Source organism: Okeania sp. SIO3I5, from assembly GCF_010672085.1.
Lineage (GTDB): Bacteria > Cyanobacteriota > Cyanobacteriia > Cyanobacteriales > Microcoleaceae > Trichodesmium.
The window spans coordinates 71,345-91,997 of sequence record NZ_JAAHHT010000025.1; the positions used below are offsets into that span (position 1 = coordinate 71,345).

17 protein-coding genes are annotated in these 20,653 nt (G+C 33.7%); 2 read left to right on the top strand and 15 right to left on the bottom strand.

The window, feature by feature from the left end; genetic code table 11:
- Nucleotides 1–69 precede the first annotated feature (69 nt).
- Nucleotides 70–510: a hypothetical protein gene (locus tag F6K40_RS07825; RefSeq protein ID WP_293133772.1), complete on the top strand. Its 441-nt coding sequence runs from the start codon at nt 70–72 to the stop codon at nt 508–510.
- Between the two features lie 105 nt (nt 511–615).
- Here F6K40_RS07825 and F6K40_RS07830 read toward each other — a convergent pair whose 3' ends face one another.
- The 15 genes from F6K40_RS07830 to cysS all read right to left on the bottom strand — a co-directional run bounded on the left by F6K40_RS07830 (nt 616) and on the right by cysS (nt 18,788).
- A complete protein-coding gene (locus F6K40_RS07830; RefSeq protein WP_365670606.1) occupies nt 616–1,095 on the bottom strand; it encodes an RNA-guided endonuclease InsQ/TnpB family protein in 480 nt (159 codons plus the stop codon).
- Nucleotides 989–1,846 (bottom strand): RNA-guided endonuclease InsQ/TnpB family protein, encoded by an 858-nt coding sequence (locus F6K40_RS07835; RefSeq protein WP_293133776.1) that lies wholly within the window; start codon nt 1,844–1,846, stop codon nt 989–991. The genes F6K40_RS07830 and F6K40_RS07835 overlap by 107 nt, the downstream gene beginning before the upstream one ends.
- 154 nt (nt 1,847–2,000) lie before the next feature.
- On the bottom strand, nt 2,001–3,350 hold the full coding sequence (locus F6K40_RS07840; RefSeq protein WP_293133778.1) for an ATP-binding protein: 1,350 nt from the start codon (nt 3,348–3,350) through the stop codon (nt 2,001–2,003).
- Between the two features lie 1,329 nt (nt 3,351–4,679).
- Nucleotides 4,680–5,360 carry a tetratricopeptide repeat protein gene (locus F6K40_RS07845; protein ID WP_293133780.1) on the bottom strand — a complete coding sequence of 227 codons (681 nt, stop codon included), beginning with the start codon at nt 5,358–5,360 and terminating at the stop codon, nt 4,680–4,682.
- A 185-nt stretch (nt 5,361–5,545) separates the two neighbouring features.
- Nucleotides 5,546–5,902 (bottom strand): type II toxin-antitoxin system PemK/MazF family toxin, encoded by a 357-nt coding sequence (locus F6K40_RS07850; RefSeq protein WP_293133782.1) that lies wholly within the window; start codon nt 5,900–5,902, stop codon nt 5,546–5,548.
- The gene (locus F6K40_RS07855) at nt 5,880–6,545 is read right to left on the bottom strand and encodes a tetratricopeptide repeat protein (RefSeq protein WP_293133784.1); all 666 of its coding nucleotides are present in this window, start codon (nt 6,543–6,545) and stop codon (nt 5,880–5,882) included. The genes F6K40_RS07850 and F6K40_RS07855 overlap by 23 nt, the downstream gene beginning before the upstream one ends.
- A gap of 252 nt (nt 6,546–6,797) precedes the next feature.
- Nucleotides 6,798–6,977, bottom strand: a complete 180-nt coding sequence (locus tag F6K40_RS07860; protein ID WP_293133786.1) for a tetratricopeptide repeat protein — start codon at nt 6,975–6,977, stop codon at nt 6,798–6,800.
- 250 nt (nt 6,978–7,227) lie between these two features.
- On the bottom strand, nt 7,228–8,940 hold the full coding sequence (locus F6K40_RS07865) for a tetratricopeptide repeat protein (RefSeq protein WP_293133789.1): 1,713 nt from the start codon (nt 8,938–8,940) through the stop codon (nt 7,228–7,230).
- A complete protein-coding gene (locus F6K40_RS07870; protein WP_293133792.1) occupies nt 8,937–10,253 on the bottom strand; it encodes a P-loop NTPase family protein in 1,317 nt (438 codons plus the stop codon). Before F6K40_RS07870 ends, F6K40_RS07865 begins: the two co-directional genes overlap by 4 nt.
- 729 nt (nt 10,254–10,982) lie before the next feature.
- Nucleotides 10,983–11,156, bottom strand: a complete 174-nt coding sequence (locus tag F6K40_RS07875) for a hypothetical protein (protein WP_293133795.1) — start codon at nt 11,154–11,156, stop codon at nt 10,983–10,985.
- Nucleotides 11,157–11,516: 360 nt separating this feature from the next.
- Entirely contained in the window at nt 11,517–12,047 is a 531-nt protein-coding gene (locus tag F6K40_RS07880; RefSeq protein ID WP_293133798.1) for a Ycf51 family protein, read from the bottom strand.
- An 834-nt stretch (nt 12,048–12,881) separates the two neighbouring features.
- Nucleotides 12,882–13,940 carry an adenylate/guanylate cyclase domain-containing protein gene (locus F6K40_RS07885; protein WP_293133801.1) on the bottom strand — a complete coding sequence of 353 codons (1,059 nt, stop codon included), beginning with the start codon at nt 13,938–13,940 and terminating at the stop codon, nt 12,882–12,884.
- Nucleotides 13,937–14,314 carry a response regulator gene (locus F6K40_RS07890; protein WP_293133804.1) on the bottom strand — a complete coding sequence of 126 codons (378 nt, stop codon included), beginning with the start codon at nt 14,312–14,314 and terminating at the stop codon, nt 13,937–13,939. Before F6K40_RS07890 ends, F6K40_RS07885 begins: the two co-directional genes overlap by 4 nt.
- Before the next feature lie 473 nt (nt 14,315–14,787).
- Nucleotides 14,788–15,897, bottom strand: a complete 1,110-nt coding sequence (locus tag F6K40_RS07895) for an AI-2E family transporter (RefSeq protein ID WP_293133807.1) — start codon at nt 15,895–15,897, stop codon at nt 14,788–14,790.
- A 1,421-nt stretch (nt 15,898–17,318) separates the two neighbouring features.
- Nucleotides 17,319–18,788: a cysteine--tRNA ligase gene (gene cysS / locus F6K40_RS07900; RefSeq protein ID WP_293133810.1), complete on the bottom strand. Its 1,470-nt coding sequence runs from the start codon at nt 18,786–18,788 to the stop codon at nt 17,319–17,321.
- An 831-nt stretch (nt 18,789–19,619) separates the two neighbouring features.
- Between cysS and F6K40_RS07905 the strand changes: the two genes are divergently transcribed.
- Nucleotides 19,620–20,432 (top strand): sulfotransferase family protein, encoded by an 813-nt coding sequence (locus F6K40_RS07905; RefSeq protein WP_293133813.1) that lies wholly within the window; start codon nt 19,620–19,622, stop codon nt 20,430–20,432.
- Nucleotides 20,433–20,653 lie beyond the last annotated feature (221 nt).

A 20,653-nucleotide genomic window follows, 5' to 3' on the forward strand; every position in this document is an offset into this window, starting at 1 on the left:
ATGGTTGTTGCTGACATGAATGGGTAGTGCAAAATTTGTAGTAGTAGACTGACACATCTTAAATAGTAGGTGATTAATCCCTCACGCCTGGGTGCTTCAGAAAATGTATCGACTATTTCTCTATCCGCAATAAAAGGAAAATTTGCCGATTCATTTTCTCACGGCGGAGTGCTTCAGAAAATGTATCGACTATTTCTCTTGACGCAACAGAAGAAAAATTTGCCGATTCATTTTCTCACGGCGGAGTGCTTCAGAAAATGTATCGACTATTTCTCTATCCGCAATAAAAGGAAAATTTGCCGATTCATTTTCTCACGGCGGGGTGCTTCAGAAAATGTATCGACTATTTCTCTATCCGCAATAAAAGGAAAATTTGCCGATTCATTTTCTCACGGCGGAGTGCTTCATAAAATGTATCGACTATTTCTCTTGACGCAACAGAAGAAAAATTTGCCGATTCATTTTCTCACGGCGGAGTGCTTCAGAAAATGTCTTGACTATTTCTCTTGACGCAACAGAAGAAAAATTTTCCCATTCACCTGCTGTACAATACCTACACAATTCCTGCAAAACTAGGAAAAACCTGGGTTTTGCCTTTGCAGCTTGCTTCCTGTTTCAACCTGGGGAGCCGGCTCCTTCCAGTTCGCAGGCGTAATTTCGGGTGCAGCCCACCCTAGTTTTTTGATTAACTTCCCCATATTGGGATAACACAATTGCCGCGTTTAAGTCGCGGTCTATAACTGTTTCACAATAAGGACATTTATAGATGCGGTCACTTAGCTTTAGTTCTGAGTAAATATGACCGCAATTACTACAAGTTTTAGATGATGGAAACCACTGGTCAGCTAATACAACACTTCCGCCACTAGCAACAATTTTGGTTGTCAATCGTTGCTTAAATTTATAAAAACCTTGGCGGGCTACTGATGCTGCTAACTTTCGATTTTGCATCATGCCTTTGACGTTTAAATCTTCCAAGCAAACGTGCTTAATATTGTCTGCTAAATTCGTGGTAGTTTTTAAGGGTAAAATCCTTGCGAATATTAGCAATATGAGCATGATATTTGGCCAGCTTTTTGCAGTATTTAATCGCATTTTTAGAAGCTGGCTTACCCTGGCCGCCTAATTGTTTATTGCGGTTATGCCACTGGAAGTTGGCCAACTTTAATTGCTCTTTTTTAATTGACTCAGGAAGAGCAATAGCCATGTTTTCTGCCGATGAAGCTATTGTGCCAAACTGTTTAATACCTACATCAATACCAAAAAATTCTTGAGGACGTTCATCTAATAACGGATGAGCTGGCAATTTCTCTGCTTCTATAGCAAAACTTACAAACCATCTTTCCCCTGTTTTGCTAATAGTAAAAGTTTGAGTAGCTGTTGTGTAAGGCACTGGTTCAAATAATCTAAAAGTCCCTAATGTTGGTATTTTTACTTTGTTACCAGCTTTAACTGTAATTTTCCCATTGCTATAATCAACTGCAAAACTTTGTCGCTCTTTTTTGCGCTTAAATTTTGGTTGCTTGCTAGTTCCTTCTTTGTACCTTTTAAATGCTTTTCCTAAATTAATAAAAGCATTTTGATAAATTCGAGAGGAATAGTTATTTGTCCAAGCATATTCTGGCTGTTTTTTTACATAATTAGTAAAGACTTTCTTGGCTTCGTTTATGCGTTGGTTATAACTAAAATTAACCTCTTTACCCTGCTTATTTACTTTGGTTATGCCCTTGGTTTGATTAACCATATTAAGGCCATAATTATACACAAAGCGGGCATAACCCGCACACTGAGCCATCAACAATCGTTCTTTATTGTTGAGCTTTAACTCCAGCTTAATTGCATACATTTTTATCACCTCCTTGTTATTACTATAGGCTATTTGCTGAAAAATTTCTCGATATCAAGGCTATTTTACTAGATTTTTCCAGCAATTGCCAGGGATATCAAGACTAGCTAATCGGCTCCATTTTTTAATGCACAATTTTAGCCGTGTCAGTCTACTACTCGACTTTATTATTAACAGTTTCAACAGCCTTTTTAAACTCAGGAATACCCTTAATCAAAGGATGAACATCATACCAACGTTTCCTCTCTCCTTGATCATAATAACAATATTCCAAAATACAGCGATTAAACATTAAACTGCGGTAATTATCATCATTAGGTACTTGCCTAGAAAACGCCACTTCAGCTAACCTTTTCCATTGGTTATCATCCACAGTTTTCCGATAAATATCTCTAGCATCTGTAATTGATCTGCGGATAGCATTTATCGGAATAGGCAAATCATCCGTATAGTCAAAAGCCGACTGAATTAATAATAGTAAATTGCGCACATGACCTCCACTCATTATGCAGAGTTGATTCAAAGTTTCTTCACTATCAAATATCTCAGTTTCCAGGGAAAGATTAGGAGCAAAATTTTCCACTCGCTTGATAATTAACTCCTTAATTTTATTAAATCCTGGTTCGTATTTACTACCATCAGGTTTCTGCACCATAATCATCGGTAAAACCTGGGGAGCTGAATAAAATTCTCTCAAGTCCGCTGCTCTATGGGAGTAAACCATTGAGATAGGAACCGTATAAATAATGTGGCAATTTAAAGCCTTTAATTGTTCAGAGCGATCGATAAAAATATGGTCGTGGTTAGTCCGTTTATCCTCTTGCAGAACAGGCACTATCCGGTCTAAATTATCAACTATTACCGCTAATTCTGTACAACCATTAGGTAAATTACTTTTAGCATCATCAATAAATTCATTCAAAACTTTAATCAGAGTTACAGTGTGGGGATTAATTTTCTGCCGAATTTGATTGCGGAGACTAGGTACTGCCCTTAAATTTGCCGTTAACTTAGCAAAAGCAGATATTTGTACATCAACATTTGCCTTCTCAAAGTCAATTTCTGTCAGAGCTAAATCCTTCAATTCTTGCCAGCGAGTCTCCAACCAATTAAGTAGAGGACTAGGTTTAGCAACATCCTTTAAATCTTGCAATAAATGACGAGTACAAGCCAGTAAAATATCTGTATATTCGGCATCCTCCGCATCAATATCCTGTTCATCCGCAGCAAAATAAACCACAAATATTTTCTCTGATTCTAAATGTTGTTTAAGTCTGAGTAATTCTGTAGATTTTCCTGCCCCTCGATGACCCGCATAAAGTTGGCAAGTCATTCTTTTAGCACGTCTAATTTTTCTGCCTAAATCTACTAAAACATCTCCATCTCCCCGCACTTCTTTACAGTCAACATAAAGAGGATCTCCTGCCGGTAATGGTTCAAAAGGATCGAAAGAATTGTAGAGATTTGTTAGTATTTTTTCTATCTCTATTTTTGTATTAGTCATAATAATAGGGAGTAGGGAATAGGGAATAGGGAATAGGGAATAGAGAGTAGGGTGCGTTTCGCGGAGCGACATGAAAAGGCGCTTACCAGAAACTATCGTTGAACTGTCAAAAATGACATAGCGCCGTAACGCACCATTGAGTAGGATTCAAACATATTCTGATGAAAAATTTCTACAATTGGCATCTATTAAAAATCTCCTTTTTTTTATTTGGTATTATCAAAATTATTTAGAGAGTAGGGTGCGTTTCGCGGAGCGACATGAAAAGGCGCTTACCACAAATTATCGTTGAACTGTCAAAAATGACATAGCGCCGTAACGCACCATTGAGTAGGATTCAAACATATTCTGATGAAAAATTTCTACAATTGCCATCTATTAAAAATCTCCTTTTTTTGATTTGGTATTATCAAAATTATTTAGAGAGTAGGGTGCGTTTCGCGGAGCGACATGAAAAGGCGCTTACCACAAATTATCGTTGAACTGTCAAAAATTACATAGCGCCGTAACGCATCGTTGAGTAGGATTCAAACATATTCTGATGAAAAATTTCTACAATTGGCATCTATTAAAAATCTCCTTTTTTTTATTTGGTATTATCAAAATTATTTAGAGAGTAGGGTGCGTTTCGCGGAGCGACATGAAAAGGCGCTTACCACAAACTATCGTTGAACTGTCAAAAATTACATAGCGCCGTAACGCACCGTTGAGTAGGATTCACACATATTCTGATGAAAAATTTCTACAATTGCCATCTATTAAAAATCTCCTTTTTTTATTTGGTATTATCAAAATTATTCAGAGAGTAGTAGACTGACACAACTAAAATGGTGCGTTACGACGGATTGCTAAATCTCTTTCATAATCTGAATTTAAGCCGTCTAACGCACCCTACAATTTTGCTATTTTTGCATTAATCATAATTAGTATTATAAAAATTTTTCAGAGAATAGGGTGCGTTAGGCGCTTACCACAAACTATCGTTGAACTGTCAAAAATTACATAGCGCCGTAACGCACCATTGAATAGAATTCACACATATTCTATGTCTATTTTTGCATTAATCATAATTAGTATTATAAAAATTCTTCAGAGAGTAGGGTGCGTTAGGCGCTTACCACAAACTATCGTTGAACTATCAAAAATTACATAGCGCCGTAACGCACCATTGAGTAGAATTCACACATATTTAATGGTGCGTTACGACGGATTGTTAAATCCCTTTCATCGTCTAAATTTTTGCCGTCTAACGCACCCTACTAGACTACTTTTTTTATTCGGCATTATAACCATTATTCAGTCAGCAATTTGCAAAGCATTTCAGCAATTTCAGTTTTTTATTGAATAGGTAAAAGGTTTGCCATCTGTTAATTGATATATATCTTCTTCCGAGTCTTTTAGAAAATCAAATACTGGATTTGTAGCTGCTGCGTGAAGCCATTCTTGTTCGTCTATTTCCTCTGAATTTTCCCAGTCTAATTCATCTTCAAATTGTTCAAATTCAACAGCAGTTTCTTGGGAATTATCTGTCTGAGAGAGTAAAGCTTTTATCTGAGGATTTTCTAATAATTTTGCTGCATCTGCTAATAGTTTTTCGCCCCAAAGTTCTTTTTTCAGGCGTTGCAAGTTTCCCCAACTTTTATCTAATTTTAGTGCTACTTCAGCTATTGCTAAACCTTCTGGAATTTCACCTTTGTTGTAGAGAGCAACTCCTATTGCTAATTGAGGTTCTACAAATTGATTATTAATTTCAATAACAGCTTGCCAATGTTCTATAGCTTCATCTACTTTTCCTATTTCATATTTAACTAAGCCAAGATTAATAATAGTAAATTTATCGTCTGATTTAATTTCTAGAACTTTTTCATAAGCAACTATTGCTTGTTGATAAAATTTTAACTGTGAGAAAGCAACACCTTTACTGAACAAAGATTCGTAATAGCCTGGTTGAACTTCTAAAGCTTTTTCATAATCAGCGATCGCCTGTTCATATTGTTCTAAATTTTCCATTGCAATAAATATAATAATAGGGAGTAGGGAGTAGTTAGTAGATTTTTATCTACTGGCTGATTATATGGTTAATTAATGAGACTTGATATTATTCTGGATGACTCATAATTTTTTATTTTTTGATGAAAAATTTCTACAGTTGCCATCTATGAAAAATCTCCTTTTTTGATTTGGTATTATAAAAATTATTCAGTCATCAATTTGCAAAGCTTTTCACCAATTTCAGTTTGTGTATTTGATGATAATTTACCAATCTCTCGCTTAATTAAAGAAGGACGAAGAGATACAATAAAATCTAACTTAATCACAGAAGATTTACGCAAACCAGAATCAGCAAAATCTGGATGATTAGTATCTAATAGAATATCAGTTTCTAGCAATTTAGTAGGAACTTTACTTGTGATAAAAGCCATCATAATACGATTATATTGCCCCACTGGATTAGTAAGGCAAACAGCAGGACGTATCTTAGTTGATGATAAATCATCGAAGGGAAAAGGTACTAAAACTATTTTGCCTTTAGTAAGTGAAGGGTTTGCCATCTTCTAATGTATATATGTCCTCTTCCGGGTCTTTCAGAAAATCAAATATTGCATTTGTAGCTGCTGCGTGGAGCCATTCTTGTTCGTCTATTTCGTCTGTTTCCCAATCTAATTCATCTTCAGGTTGTTCAAATTCAACAGCAGTTTCCTTGGAATTATCTGTCTGAGAAAGTAAGGCTTTTATTTGAAGATTTTCTAATAATTTTGTGGCATCTGCTAATAGTTTGTCACCCCAAAGTTCTTCTTTGAGACGCTGCAAGTATCTCCAACTTTTATCTAATTTTAGTGCTACTTCAGCTATTGTTAAACCTTCTGGAGTTTGACCTTTATTGTAGAGGGCAACTCCTATAGCTAATTGAGGTTCTACAAGTTTGTTATTAATTTGAAGTGCTGCTTGCCAATGTTCTATTGCTTCATCTATTTTTCCCATTTCATATTTAACTAAGCCAAGATTAATAATGGTAAATTTATCGTCTGGTTTAATTTCAATAGCTCTTTCATAAGCAACTATTGCTTGTTGATAAAGTTTTAACTGTGAGAAAGCGACACCTTTACTAAACCAAGCTTCGTGAGAGTCTGGTTGAACTTCTAAAGCTTTTTCATAATCAGCGATCGCCTGTTCATATTGTTCTAAATTTTCCATTGCAATAAATATAAAAATAGGGAATAGGGAGTAGGGAGTAGGGAATAGTTTGGTAGATTTTTATCTATTGGCTGATTATTATGGTTAATTAATGAGACTTGATATTATTCTGGATGACTAATAGTTATAAGTCTAGTTGAGAAAGGTTATCGGTTTCTTAGACTATCATTCTCAAAACTTTAGTAAAAATTTCTTTCAATTTATACCAGCCTATTTTAGTGAGAAAATTTTTTATGTTTTGATGAAAAATTTCTACAGGAAAATCAGGATTAATTTCCTCGCATTTTTTGCACTGGCATAACCTTCTTTAAAACGGCGTAGTTTTATCAACGCAACACCTCTGAAATACCAAGCTTGATAATAGTCTGGATTAATTTCTAGAGCTTTATCAAAAGCAGCGATCGCCTGTTCATATTGTTCTAAATTTTCCATTGCCATAAATATTTAGGGAGTAGGGAATAGGGAATCGGGAAAAGTTTGGTAGATTTTTATCTATCGCCTGTTCATATTATTCTAAATTTTCCATTGCCATAAATATAATAATAGGGAGTAGAGAGTAGGGAGTAGGGAGTAGAGAAAAGTTTGGTATATTTTTGTCTATTTGCTGATTATTATGGTTAATTAATGAGACTTGATATTATTCTGGATGACTAATAGTTATGAGTCTAGTTGAGGAAAGTTATTAGTTTATTAAACCCATAAATCTCCAAAGTCTAGTAAAAATTTCTTTCAATTTATACCACCCTATTTTAGTGAGAAGATTTTTGATCATTTGACTATATATTTCCTCATCAAAATCAGGATTAATTTCCAGACTTTTCATTACACTGGCATTACCTTCTTGAAAACGGCGTAGTTTGATCAACGCAACACCCCTGAAATACCAAGCTTGATAATAGTCTGGATTAATTTCTAGAGCTTGATCAAAAGCAGCGATCGCCTCTTCATATATTCCTAATTTTATCAGTAAAATTCCCTTATTTTGCCAAGTATTATAATGATACTCTGGTTTAATTTCTAGAACCTTTTCACAAGCTGAAATAGCCTCTTCATATTTGCCTAAATATGACAGACTATAGCCTTTACTGTTCCAAGCTTGGTGACAGTTTGGTTCAATTTCTACAGCTTTATCAAAAGCATAAATTGCCTGTTCATGTCTGCCTAAAGATGAAAGAACATGGCCTTTATTGTACCAAGCGGTGTGAGAGTCTGATTTAATTTCTATAGCTTTTTCATAAGCAGCGATCGCCTGTTCATATTTGCCTAAATTTATCAGTGCATTGCCTTTATAAAAACAGGCTTCGTCTTGGTCTGGTTTAATTTCTAAAGCTTTATCATAAGCAGAAATCGCCTGTTCATATTTTTCTAAATTTATCAGTGCATTGCCTTTCAATAGCCAGCTTTCGTCATCATCTGGTTTAACTTCTAGAGCTTTATCATAAGCAGAAATTGCCTCTTCATATCTGCCTAAATCTGATAGTGAGTTTCCTTTGAAAATCCAAGAATCGTGAGAGTTTTGTTTAATTCCTAAAGCTTTATCATAAGCAGAAATTGCCTCTTCATATCTGCCTAAATCTGACAGAGTATTCCCTTTATTGTTCCAAGCATAGTAATAGTCTGGTTTAATTTCTAGAGCTTTATCATAAGCAGCGATTGCTTCTAACTTTTTACCAATACTATTGTTTAACCTACCTTGCTCAATTAATAAATCTACCTTTTTTTCCAGAGTTTGATTATCCTCATCAATCAAACTTTGAATAACAATTAATTCTTTCTTGCATTCTTGAGGTGTGAGAGTTTCATAATCTTCTTTTCCTATTCTTTTGTAATAAGTGTGGAAAGTTTCATACTCTAAATTTTCCTTATCCATGGGAAAACGAAACACCCCAGAACGCCAATCAAAAAAATCTGGAGAACGATTAATCAGATAATCCATCGCAAACCTGGGCAACAAAAACACAAAGCAAATATCAAAATTATCCCTAAACCTTTCTCGCTGCTGATTCAAATTAATCAAAACACGAGGAACTCCCCTCTTACTAATAGAAATAACCTCTTTCTCATCCAAACCTCTTGCTCTCATTTCATCCTCATATTCATAGAGAGAATATTCCAAACCAGTCACAAACAAAATATCAATTTTTTTCAGATTAGGTAAATTTTCGACTCGATTGTAAAAATTATAAACACTCTCATCTAAAGCCAAAACTTCCGCTCTTTCCCGTGGAATATCTCGGCGAATTTTCTCCATAATTTTTGTTCCCTGTGCAGGCGAACATTCCACAAACAATAAACTAAAACCCTCACTAAATCTAATAGTATTTACTAAAGCCTTATATTCCTCTGCAAACGTGAACGATAAATCCTCTTCCCAAACAAATTTTTCTCCATTCATCGCACCATATCCTTAAAATTTTGTATCCCCTTAATCAATGGGTGAACATCATACCAAGTTTTCTTTTCTCCCTCTTCATCAAAGTAAATATATTCCAGCAAACAACGATTAAATAATAAACCACGATACTGTTGATTATTTAAGACATTTTTAGAACGAAAAACATCCACCAATACTTGCCATTCTTCTGCTTGAACTGACCTTCTATAAGAAAGTCTTGCCTCCGTAATTGCTCTTTGTACAACCCTCGCAGAAATAGGTAATTCATCATCACAACGTTTAATTACACTTTGCATCAAAAACATTAAATCCCGAACATGACCTCCACTCATTAAGCAAACCTTATCCAAAACTTCTCGACTTTCAAATAACTCCGTTTCTAAAGATAAATCTGACTTAATTCCCTTAACCCGTCTATCAATAATTTCCCTCATTTTAGCAACTCCCAATTCATAAACTTCTCCCTCTGGAGTCTCCACCATAATCATCGGTAAAACTTGAGGTTCATCATATTCAATTTTCAGATTAGGAGCTTGATTAGAATAAACCATTGAAATAGGAATCGTATAAATTGTATGGCAATCTAAACCTTTTAATTGAGCGCTACGATCGATAAAAATTTCATCGTGATTACTACGTCCGTCTGGCTGAACATTTGGTGTAATGCGGTCTAAACTATCAGCAATCATTACCAATTTAGAACCAGAGCCAAGTTTGTTTGTAGCATCACGAATAAAAGCATTTATCCCCTCAATCAAACTTTCAGTATAAGGATTAACTTTCTCCCTAATTTTTCTTCTTAAAGTAGGTTCAGCTCTGATATTTGCCGTAATTTTTGCATATTGACTAATTTGTGATTCAACTGCCAAACTTTCCAAAGATATTTCTGTATTTGCTAAATCTTTTAAATCCTCCCACCGATATCTTAACCAATCTAATAATGGTTTAGGATTAGCTTGTTTTAATTGCTCCAATAAATTTCTAGTACAAGCCAACAAAATATCAGCATATTCCGTATCTTCCAGATTAATATCCTTCTCATCCGCAGCGAAATAAACCACAAAATATCCATTATCTTCCAAGTGTTTTTTCAGTCGTAAAAGTTCAGTTGACTTACCCGCACCTCGATGTCCGGCATAAAGTTGACAAGTATTATTATCAGAGAATTCAATATTCGTAGCCAAATCTTGAATAACATCTCCATCCCCTCGAACTTCCCGACAATCAACATATACTGGACTATCAGGTTTTAGAGGTTCAAAAGGTTTAAAAGCATTGAATAATCTTTTCAATAAATCTCTTTGATCTGCCATCTATTAAAAATTCTCCTTTTTTTTGTTTGGTATTATAATAATTCTAAATAATTTGTCAAAAAAACTGTAACGTTTGGGTTTGGTATCCAAACCCCTACGGTGAAAATCTGTGTTATTTGGTATTTTTTTATTTGGTATTATAATAATCCTAAATAATTTGTCAAAAAAACTGTAACGTTTGGGTTTGGAGACCAAACCCCTACGGTGAAAATCTGTGTTATTTGGTATTTTTTTATTTGGTATTATAATAATCCTAAATAATTTGTCAAAAAAACTGTAACGTTTGGGTTTGGAGACCAAATCCCTACGGTGAAAATCTGTGTTATTTGGTATTTTTTTATTTGGTATTATAATAATCCTAAATGATTTGTCAAAAAAACTGTAACGTTTGGGTTTGGAGACCAAACCCCTACGGTGAAAATCTGTGTTATTTGGTATTTTTTTATTTGGTATTATAATAATCCTAAATGATTTGTCAAAAAAACTGTAACGTTTGGGTTTGGAGACCAAACCCCTACGGTGAAAATCTGTGTTATTTGGTATTTTTTGATTTGGTATTATAATAATCCTAAATAATTTGTCAAAAAAACTGTAACGTTTGGGTTTGGAGACCAAACCCCTACGGTGAAAATCTGGTTTTAGAGTAGTTGAGTCCAACTGATAACTGATTCATCAATCCCCTCATTATTAATGATAATTGGGTCGTCTGCACAAGAACCAGCCGTTCTTTCAAAAAAAACCTCTACTCCATCCTAATTGTTCAGGAGTTTTGATTGGTTGGTTTGTCAATTCTTTCGCTAAAATAACTTTAATTTCTTCTGTTAAACTCCGACCATGATCTAAAGCTTGATTTTGTAACTTTTCCAAGATTTCCGGTTCTAAATCATCAAGAATAATAGTCATAATATTACCTCTTTATTAGCTCTGATCTAATTTAATCCTAGTCTAGTAGTATACTGACCAAAAAACAAGGTCTCAAGCCTCCCCTTTTAAGCTATCTCTTATTAGGAACTCCTGAAAACCTTGTGGGGAGTGTGGGAAGTAAAAATCTTCAAAAAAACGTCTGATTAAATAGACTTTTCTGATGAAAAAGCCTCTCAAACGACTGATACATAACTTCAGCAAATTTGTAAGAGATAACTTTCTCTTGCCACAATGGCTATTGCAAAGCACTATCTTAGATGAAGTTTTAGCTATCCCAATATTTCGGTGCATTACGCTTTGCTTTTCATATCGCACAGCAAAACGCACCATACTAGACTTTTAACTTTCCAAATTTTCCCTCTGATAATCTACCAACTTACCCAAAGTTTCTGGAAATATTTTAAAATCCATATTTTCATCTTCCCGTTGAGACAAAGAACGCTTTACTTCTCCTAAATAAAGTGGTTCAGAAATACCTTCCTCTGGATGAATAATAGTTCTAACTCTAATAGTTAATTTATTATCTCCACCTAAACGACCTAGTGAAAATAAATCCCCCGCTGCTTGTTCCATCGTTGCCTCTATTTCTGATTCTGAAATACTCGGAGAAACAGCTATTACCGTTTGAGTTGAACCATTATCATAAACTAATGTATATGGAACTGCTCCTGGAATTTCTACACGGTTAAATAATCCTAAACTTAAACCAAATAAACCAGCAGTTAAGACTCCCATAAAACCTGTTACTCCCACCAATCTAAATCTAAATCCCCAATTCAAAATAAAGCCAAGAGTTGTCAAAAGAAAAAATCCAATTGTAGCAATACCAAACCATTTAGTAGCGATAAATAATTCTGTAGTAGATAACATTTTCTCCTTGGTGATTATCTAGATTTACTTTTTAATTTTATAGTATATAGCAGGGAACACGAAACAGTTAGAAAAATATTTCCTAGTCTTAGATTCATCATCAGTAATTGTCAAGATATAACTCTTTCTTAGCTATAGCTTTAAGCATTTCCGTTTGCATAGAATTCCCCAGGAAAGGAAAGCTTTGCCCCAGCAAAACAGCTCAAGTAAAAACTATTAGTTAGGCTTTGTTGTACGAAAGCATATAGCTACCGCACAAGATCCAAGATCCTTGTACTTCATACTTCTACAACTATTGTCCAATAAATAAATCAAACATCAATCTTTTCTTTCTGGCACTAAAAAAAAGGCTGAAACTTATACCTGTAAAGGCTTTCAGCCATTTAACTATTGGCCAATAAATGAATCAAACATCAATCTTTGATAAAAAAAGGCTGAAACTTATACCTGTAAAGGCTTTCAGCCATTTAACTATTGGCCAATAAATGAATCAAACATCAATCTTTGATAAAAAAGGCTAAAACTTATACCTGTAAAGGCTTTCAGCCATTTAACTATTGGCCAATAAATGAATCAAACATCAATCTTTGAAAGAGGGTGATATAACTACCACTAGGTTCACCTTTCATGTCGGATCTGGCAACCGAAAAGCGGAACCGATTTTCTATGGCTATTACAACAAAGCCTATTTGTTATAAAAGATTTTAATTGTATTAATTTCCCAACACTTTTTTGTAGTGCTATGATTAGGTGTTAGAATTAGTAAACCGCTCAAACTTAGTCAGGGATACTTTTGAATTTTGAATTTTGAATTTTGAATTTTGAATTTTGAATTCACTCTTTTCTACCTACAAGTAAATAAGTCCTCATACTACCTTTCCCTTTAATCTCGATCGTGCCTCGCTCCTGAAATGTATACTTATTAGCTAGACAATTATAGGTATTCTCAGTTACTTGAATCTCTCCAGGAATACCATGAGACTCCATACGATTAGCTGTATTTACCGTATCTCCCCAAAGATCATAAGCAAATTTTTTCGTCCCAATAACTCCTGCTTCTACTGCTCCCGTATTAATACCAATGCGAATTTGTAAAAGTTTACCCTGCTTTTCAGAAATTTCCTTGACTCGCTCTAACATATCTAAGGCCATTTCCGCGATCGCCTCTGCATGATCCTCCTTGGGCGTTGGTAGGCCACCTACAATCATATAAGCATCACCAATAGTTTTGATTTTCTCAAGTCCATATTTTTCTGCCAACTCATCAAACCTAGAGAAAATCATGTTTAGTAACTCTACCAGTTCAGCAGGAGATAAATTTGCCGACAGTTTAGTAAACCCCACTAAATCAGCAAATAAAACAGTTACTTCACTAAAGCTATCAGCTATAGTTTTTTCTCCCTGTTTTAACCGTTGAGCGATTGGTGCTGGTAAAATATTTAATAGTAACCTTTCTGACTTTTCTTGTTCCTCAGCCAACCGTTTTAAATAAGCTTGTTCTTGATCCCGAAGTCGTTTCTTCTCTAGACAAGCATTAATTCTAGCTTTAAGTAATACAGGATTAAAAGGTTTAGACAAATAATCTTCTGCACCCAATTCGATGCAACGAACTACACTGTCAATATCATCCACTGCAGAAATCATTATTACTGGGATATGGCGTAATGCTGGGTCAGCTTTCAGGGTTTCCAGGACTTGATAACCATTCATTTGTGGCATCATAATATCTAGTAGTACCAAATCAAATGGTTGAGTTCTCACCATTTCTAAAGCCTGAAACCCATCAGACGCAGAAGCGATCGTATGGCCGTGCCTTTTGACTCGGCGAGCTAAAAGGTCTCTATTGACCTGGTTATCATCTACAACCAGCACATTGCCCTGGTCATGTTTCATTTTGTTGGTTCTATATCTATAAGATTTTTTATCTTCTCTAATAGTCTGGGAAATTCTACTGGTTTTGTATCATATTCGTCACATCCAGCTTGTAAACATTTCTCTCGGTCTCCTGTCATAGCATGAGCTGTCATTGCTATTACTGGAATATTCTTAGTTTGAGGGTCAGCTTTAATTTTCCGAGTTGCTTGCCACCCATCTAGGACAGGCAAACTCATATCCATTAGAATTATATCTGGTGCTTCTGATATAGACATTTCCACCCCCTCAGCACCATCAATAGCAATAACTACTTCAAATTTTTTACGAATGAGACGCCTAGACAACATATCTCGGTTCATCTCATTATCTTCAACTAAGAGAATCTTAACCATACCATTGTTCTACTTTATTAATGAGATAATTTTGGCATTTCATCTTTTTATATAAATTTTATTTTATATAGATAAATTTTATATAAAAGAATCACACTCCAAGATATTTCTGGAAGCAGTGCCAAGTGCTATTTATAGCTCTTGATGAATCTATCAGAGAGTTTTTGTCAAGAAAATATTAAGGCTTGAGGTAATGGGATGAGTTTATATTCATGGCTAATAGCAAAAATCTTCACTCTTTAAATTATACAGAATTATTAGTTCTATATAAAAGTAATTTATTTATCGGATTATAGTTAATTTTTAGTATTTGCTAAATTCTGTTATTTTTGATAATTAAAATATTTGGATTGACAATTTTCTGATTTTATAAATATTTTAATATGATAAATTTGAGATAATTTATTTGGCTGGAAAGATTGCTTTTATTTCATTACTCAAAATTCCTCCAATACTGTTTATAAAATATAAAATTAAGAGGTTATTGGTGGTGGATTATGATCGCCATTATTTGTAACTATCGATCGCATATTTTCAGCTTCTAACTTAGGTTTTAAATATAAATTTTCTACCAAAGCAGCACTACCAGCAAACCAAGGTGGAATAATCAAAGCACCAATAATTCCTAATAACTGAATTCCTACTAAAACTGATAGTAATTGATACAGAGGATGTACTCCAACAGAAGAACCTACGAGTAAAGGATCGAGTACATAAGTCTCTACATTTTGGATAATATAGTACAAAATTATTACCCATAAAAACAACCATCCGCCTTTAGCAATAGCAACAATTAAAGCTGGAACTGCACCTAAAATTGGACCAATAAAAGGAATCAAGTTTGTCACAGCAGCTATTGCTCCTAAACCTAGGGAAAAATCTTGCAATCCTAAAAATCCTAAACCAGTGGTAGTTGCTAGACCTAAAATAGCAGAAACTATAATTCTGCCTCTAATATAACCTCCCATTCTTTGGGTTACAGGAATAACTTGATTTTCCAAACGTTTATCCCAAGGTTGAGGAAAAAATTTGATTATACCGCTAATCAAAGTTTGACTATCAGATACCATATAACCTGAAATAAATAAAGCTAATATTAAACTAACTACGCCTCCTAATACACCTTTAGTTAAACTATAAGAACGTAGTAATAATTGTTGACTAGAACGAATTACCCAACTTGTGACAGATTTAGTATCAAAAAGTTGATTAATCCAATCAGGGGGATTTTGAACTAAGGAATTAACAAAATCTTCAAAATTATCGCTGATACTTTCAGAAAATAATGGTAACTGACTTAAAAGTCTTTCAATTTGCTCAAAGACTGGTGGACCAATAATTAATACTGCACTAATCAATCCAGAAATTAGAGTTAAATAAACGATAATTACTCCTAACCAGCGAGGTAATTTAATCCTTTCTGTTAAATCTACTAATGGTGAAATTGATGCAGCTAAAACTACCGCAACCATCAACAGTACGATTAGATTTTGTACTTGCCATAAAATAATTAGTAGTAAAAAACTGCTAATGATTAATACTAGGTTAGATAAGGAAATAGATATCCTTTGTTCGGATTTCATAGGGAACACTTAAATAAGTTATTTGCAAGGGAACAGGGAACAGGGAACAGGGAACAAGGAACAAGGAACAAGGAACAAGGAACAGTTGAAAAAACATTTCCTAGTCTGAAATTTATCATCAGTAATTGTTTAAGATTCAATGCTTTCTTAGCTATATGTAGCTATCTTATTTTAAGGGAATAGGGAACAGTTGAAAAAACATTTCCTAGTCTGAGATTTATCATTAGTAATTGTCAATATTCAATGCTTTCTTAGCTATATGTAGCTATCTTATTTTAATTATGAAAGATTGTATATTTTTAGGGAGTAGGGAAAAAAGAAAAAACTATAACAATTCAAATAATCAGATGTATTGAGCAAGCAATGAAGAAAAAAACTAACCATCAGTAATAAATTTGTTACCAAAAAATAAAGCCTCTAATCTCATCTTTTAAGAGGATGAAAAAATATTCGCCATATCTATTTCAAGTCTCCAGCTAAAGCTAGAGGTACTGATTGATAAATGATTGGAGAGGCTTTATATTCCCTATTCCCTGCATCTACATATTATAGTAGTTTAACTTAAAAATGATACGTTTTTTCGTGTGAAACTCTCTCATAGCAAGAAAGCTTTGTCTCAATCTAAAGTTAAATGACTATAAATCCAATATCTCCATTAATTACCTAAAAATCAAGGTTTAAAGCTTTTCCTTTCAAGGAGAAAAAAGCGGTCGTTTGCTAGCATGACCTGATAGATGGGATGGGCGAGGAAACCTCGCCATATCCAATCGACTAAGAGAATAAAAAAAACCTTTTAACCAATCATCTTTTTAATTTAAAAAGAAGAGGCAATTATTAATTATTCATTATTAATTATTCATTATTCATTGCCATATCCAATCGACTAAGAGAATAAAAAAACCTTTTAACTAATCCTCTTTTTCAAAAGAAGAGGCAATTATTAATTATTAATTATTCATTATTCATTATTCATTATTCATTATTCATTATTCATTGCCATATCCAATCAACTAAGAGAATAAAAAAAACCTTTTAACCAATCCTCTTTTTAATTTAAAAAGAAGAGGCAATTATTAATTATTAATTATTCATTATTAATTATTCATTATTAATTATTCATTGCCATATCCAATCAACTAAGAGAATAAAAAAATCCTTTTAACCAATCCTCTTTTTCAAAAGGAAGAGGCAATTATTAATTATTAATTATTCATTATTCATTGCCATATCCAATCGACTAAGAGAATAAAAAAATCCTTCTAACCAATCCTCTTTTTCAAAAAAAGAGGCAATTATTCATTATTCATTATTCATTATTCATTGCCATATCCAATCAACTAAGAGAATAAAAAAAATCCTTTTAACCAATCCTCTTTTTCAAAAGAAGAGGCAATTATTCATTATTCATTATTCATTATTCATTATTGAAGATGCCAATTTGTTATGCCTCCAGGTCGATCTATTAGTTTAATACCTTGATTTTGTAGCTCATCTCTAATGCGGTCTGCTTCAGAATAATTCTTAGCTTTTTTTGCCTCTAAACGTTGCTGAATTAAAGACTCTATTTCATCATCACTTAAACCTCCAGGTTGATTGCTAATTTTTTCTTCTATTTGAACTTCTAAACCTAATACTTGTGACAACTTTACCAGAGTAACCCATTGTTTTTGTAACTCTTCTAAAGATGTTTCAGTTTTCCCTTCATGCACTAAAATATTACCCTCTCGACGTAACTCTTTAGCTAATTCAAATAAAACAGCTAAAGCACTAGGAGTATTAATATCATCATCCATTGCTTTCTGGAATTTTTCGACTTGAGAAGTTAATAACTTTGTCTGTTCAAATAAGGTTTTTTCTGGCATTTCCCATCCTAATTTAGAACCATGTTGCTTGGGAAATAATATACCCTCCTTAATAGTATTCCAACCATTTTCGGCAGAAGCGATCGCCTCTTGAGTAAAGTCAATAGGTTTCCGATATTGAGCCGTTAAAACAAACATTCTGACAGCCATTGGGTCTACAGGTCGAGCCAATAAATCCCGAATTGTGGTAAAATTCCCTAGGGACTTTGACATTTTTTCTCCATTAATAGTCACAAAGCCATTATGGAGCCAATATCTTACGTAAGGTTTTCCCGTAGCAGCTTCCGACTGAGCAATTTCATTTTCATGGTGAGGAAAAATTAAGTCTGCTCCCCCAGTATGAATATCTATAGTTTCTCCCAAACAATCTCTTACCATTGCCGAACATTCAATATGCCAACCTGGCCTTCCTTTGCCCCAGGGAGAGTCCCATGCAGGTTCCCCAGTTTTTGCTGCTTTCCAGAGGGCAAAATCAAATGGATCTTTCTTTTTAGCAGTCTCTAAATCTTCTGATTCTACTCTACCACTTGCGCCAGCTTGCATTTCTTCCAAACGACGGCCTGAAAGTTTCCCATATTCTGAAAATTTCCGCACCTGATAATAAACATCCCCTCCAGAAGGGTAAGCAAAACCTTTTTTTTCTAAATCCTGGATTAACTGTTTAATCCCATCTATTGTCTGAGTCGCCCGAGGATATTCATCTGCTTCTAGGACATTTAAGCGTTTCATATCCTCAAAGTATGTTTCTGTGAAACGTTCGGCCACCGACTCCATCGAAGTGCCTGTTTCTCTGGCCCGATTGAGAATTTTATCATCTATATCAGTAAAATTTTGTACATACCGTACTTGATAACCTTGCCACATCAGATATCGGCGGATTGTATCCCATACAATATAAGAACGGGCATGACCTAAATGGCAATAGTCGTATACTGTAACACCACAAGTATACATTTTAATTTTACCAGGCTCTAGGGATTGAAAGTTTTCTTCTTGACGAGTCAGTGAATTGTACAGTTTTAGAGTCATAAAGTTAATTTCAGCAAGTTTTTTCTAATTTTCATTATAGGGAAAAAAGTTTTTTTTTACTTTGGCGTTAATTTTATAGCATTAAGGAAAAGTTTCGATTATTGATACTCCATTGTTTCAGCTATTCCATAAGTCAATAGGTGTAATGGTAATTGCTATATTATCAACTTTTAATATTCACAATTCTGTTGAATTTTTTTCTAGTAATACTAAATAATTTGATTATAACAACAGAAAGAAAAGAATTGCTATTTTTTCCTATATATTCAACTAAGAATTGTTGAGCCAGCAAATTATTATGGAATCAAAGATATTATCAAATCAAATTATTTTTGGGTAAATCATTCCCCAAAATAATCTAAGACCTTATTCAATACTTAAGTTATTAAGTAATAAGTCATAAAAATGTTGGGAACGATTCTAGGATCGTTATACTATTTATAGCTAAGAATACTACTCCCTAATCCCTAATTAAATGATATTGAAAATTGTCAGAAGGTAAGCATTCAGCGGTCAGCTATTAGCTGATCAGCTATCAGCTATAAATTATTAACTCATTATTACACCGAATGAGGAATTAGTCGCATAAGAAAATTTAAAATTATCAATGAAATTGGTCATTAGCTAACCGAAGTCAAGTTATTACGTTCAAAAGCTTATGAGCGAGAGCATTCAGCATTTCCTGCGGAATGCTTCCTTTTATGATTACCTTTCCTTAAAAATAAGAGGATTGACTAAAAAGATTTTTTTTCTTTTTTATTCTATTGAAGTGTATAGGTTTTCAACCTTAATTACTTGGTGAAATTATATTGGTAAATCTTCCTGTTAAATATGATTGAACAATTCAAGTATCATCTCAGAAATCTAATTACTTTCAGATATTTCTCTACATTTTCTGGGAATTTATTTCTTATTTTTGGTTGTCAAAGAAGTGGTACAACTTTGTTACTATCTATTCTTAATGCACATCCCCAGATTACTTGTGTAGATGAAACAGAGTTTCCTAGTCCATATCCTTTTCCCTCCGCTCAAAGATTAGCTATTAATAAAATAACTAATCATTATTTATGCTTTAAAATGCTAGAGCATTCCCATAAACTTGATTTTTTAAAGAAATTTTATCCTCATGCCAAAATACTTTGGCCTCTGAGAAATCCTCATAGCACTATTTCTTCAATGCTGAGTCTTGTTAATTCACAAGGGGATTGGATCGATCGATGTGTTATACAAGAAATAGAAAGACTCAAACCTTTTTTTGGTCAAGAGTTAGAAAATAGGAATTTATCTAAGTTATCTAAAATTGAGTTGGCTGCAATTTATTGGTTATATAAAAACCAATATCCGACTTGGCTAAAAAATAATGGATTTCAAGCTTTAGAGTTTAAATATGAAGAAGTAATCCAAAACCAAAAAGAAATGTTAGGGAAAATTACTAATTTTTTGGAAATTGAATGGAGCGACGATCTACTCAATTTTTATAAAAAAAATCCAGGTAAATGTTTGGCAGGAGGTACGCGAACAGATAGAGCAATTAATACAGCAAGAGCTAACAATTTACAGGCAGAATTCAATTCTGAAGAAATACAGAAAATTAATTCAATTTGTCAACCTGTAATGCAGAAATATAGCTATACAGCTCTATAAAAAAGTCAAGATTGTATCCTTTCCATAGTGAATGGAATGCTAAATTTAACTTTATTAATGTTTTTACTGAACCTGTTAAAATCTTGCATTGCTTTTCCCTTAATATAGAAAATGCAGCTTATTTAATTAACTTAAATGCCGATCTGTATAGAGTCTGAATTCCTCATTTAAAAAGATGTATGGAAATAAGGAAATATTAAAATGATTCAATATTTTAGCAG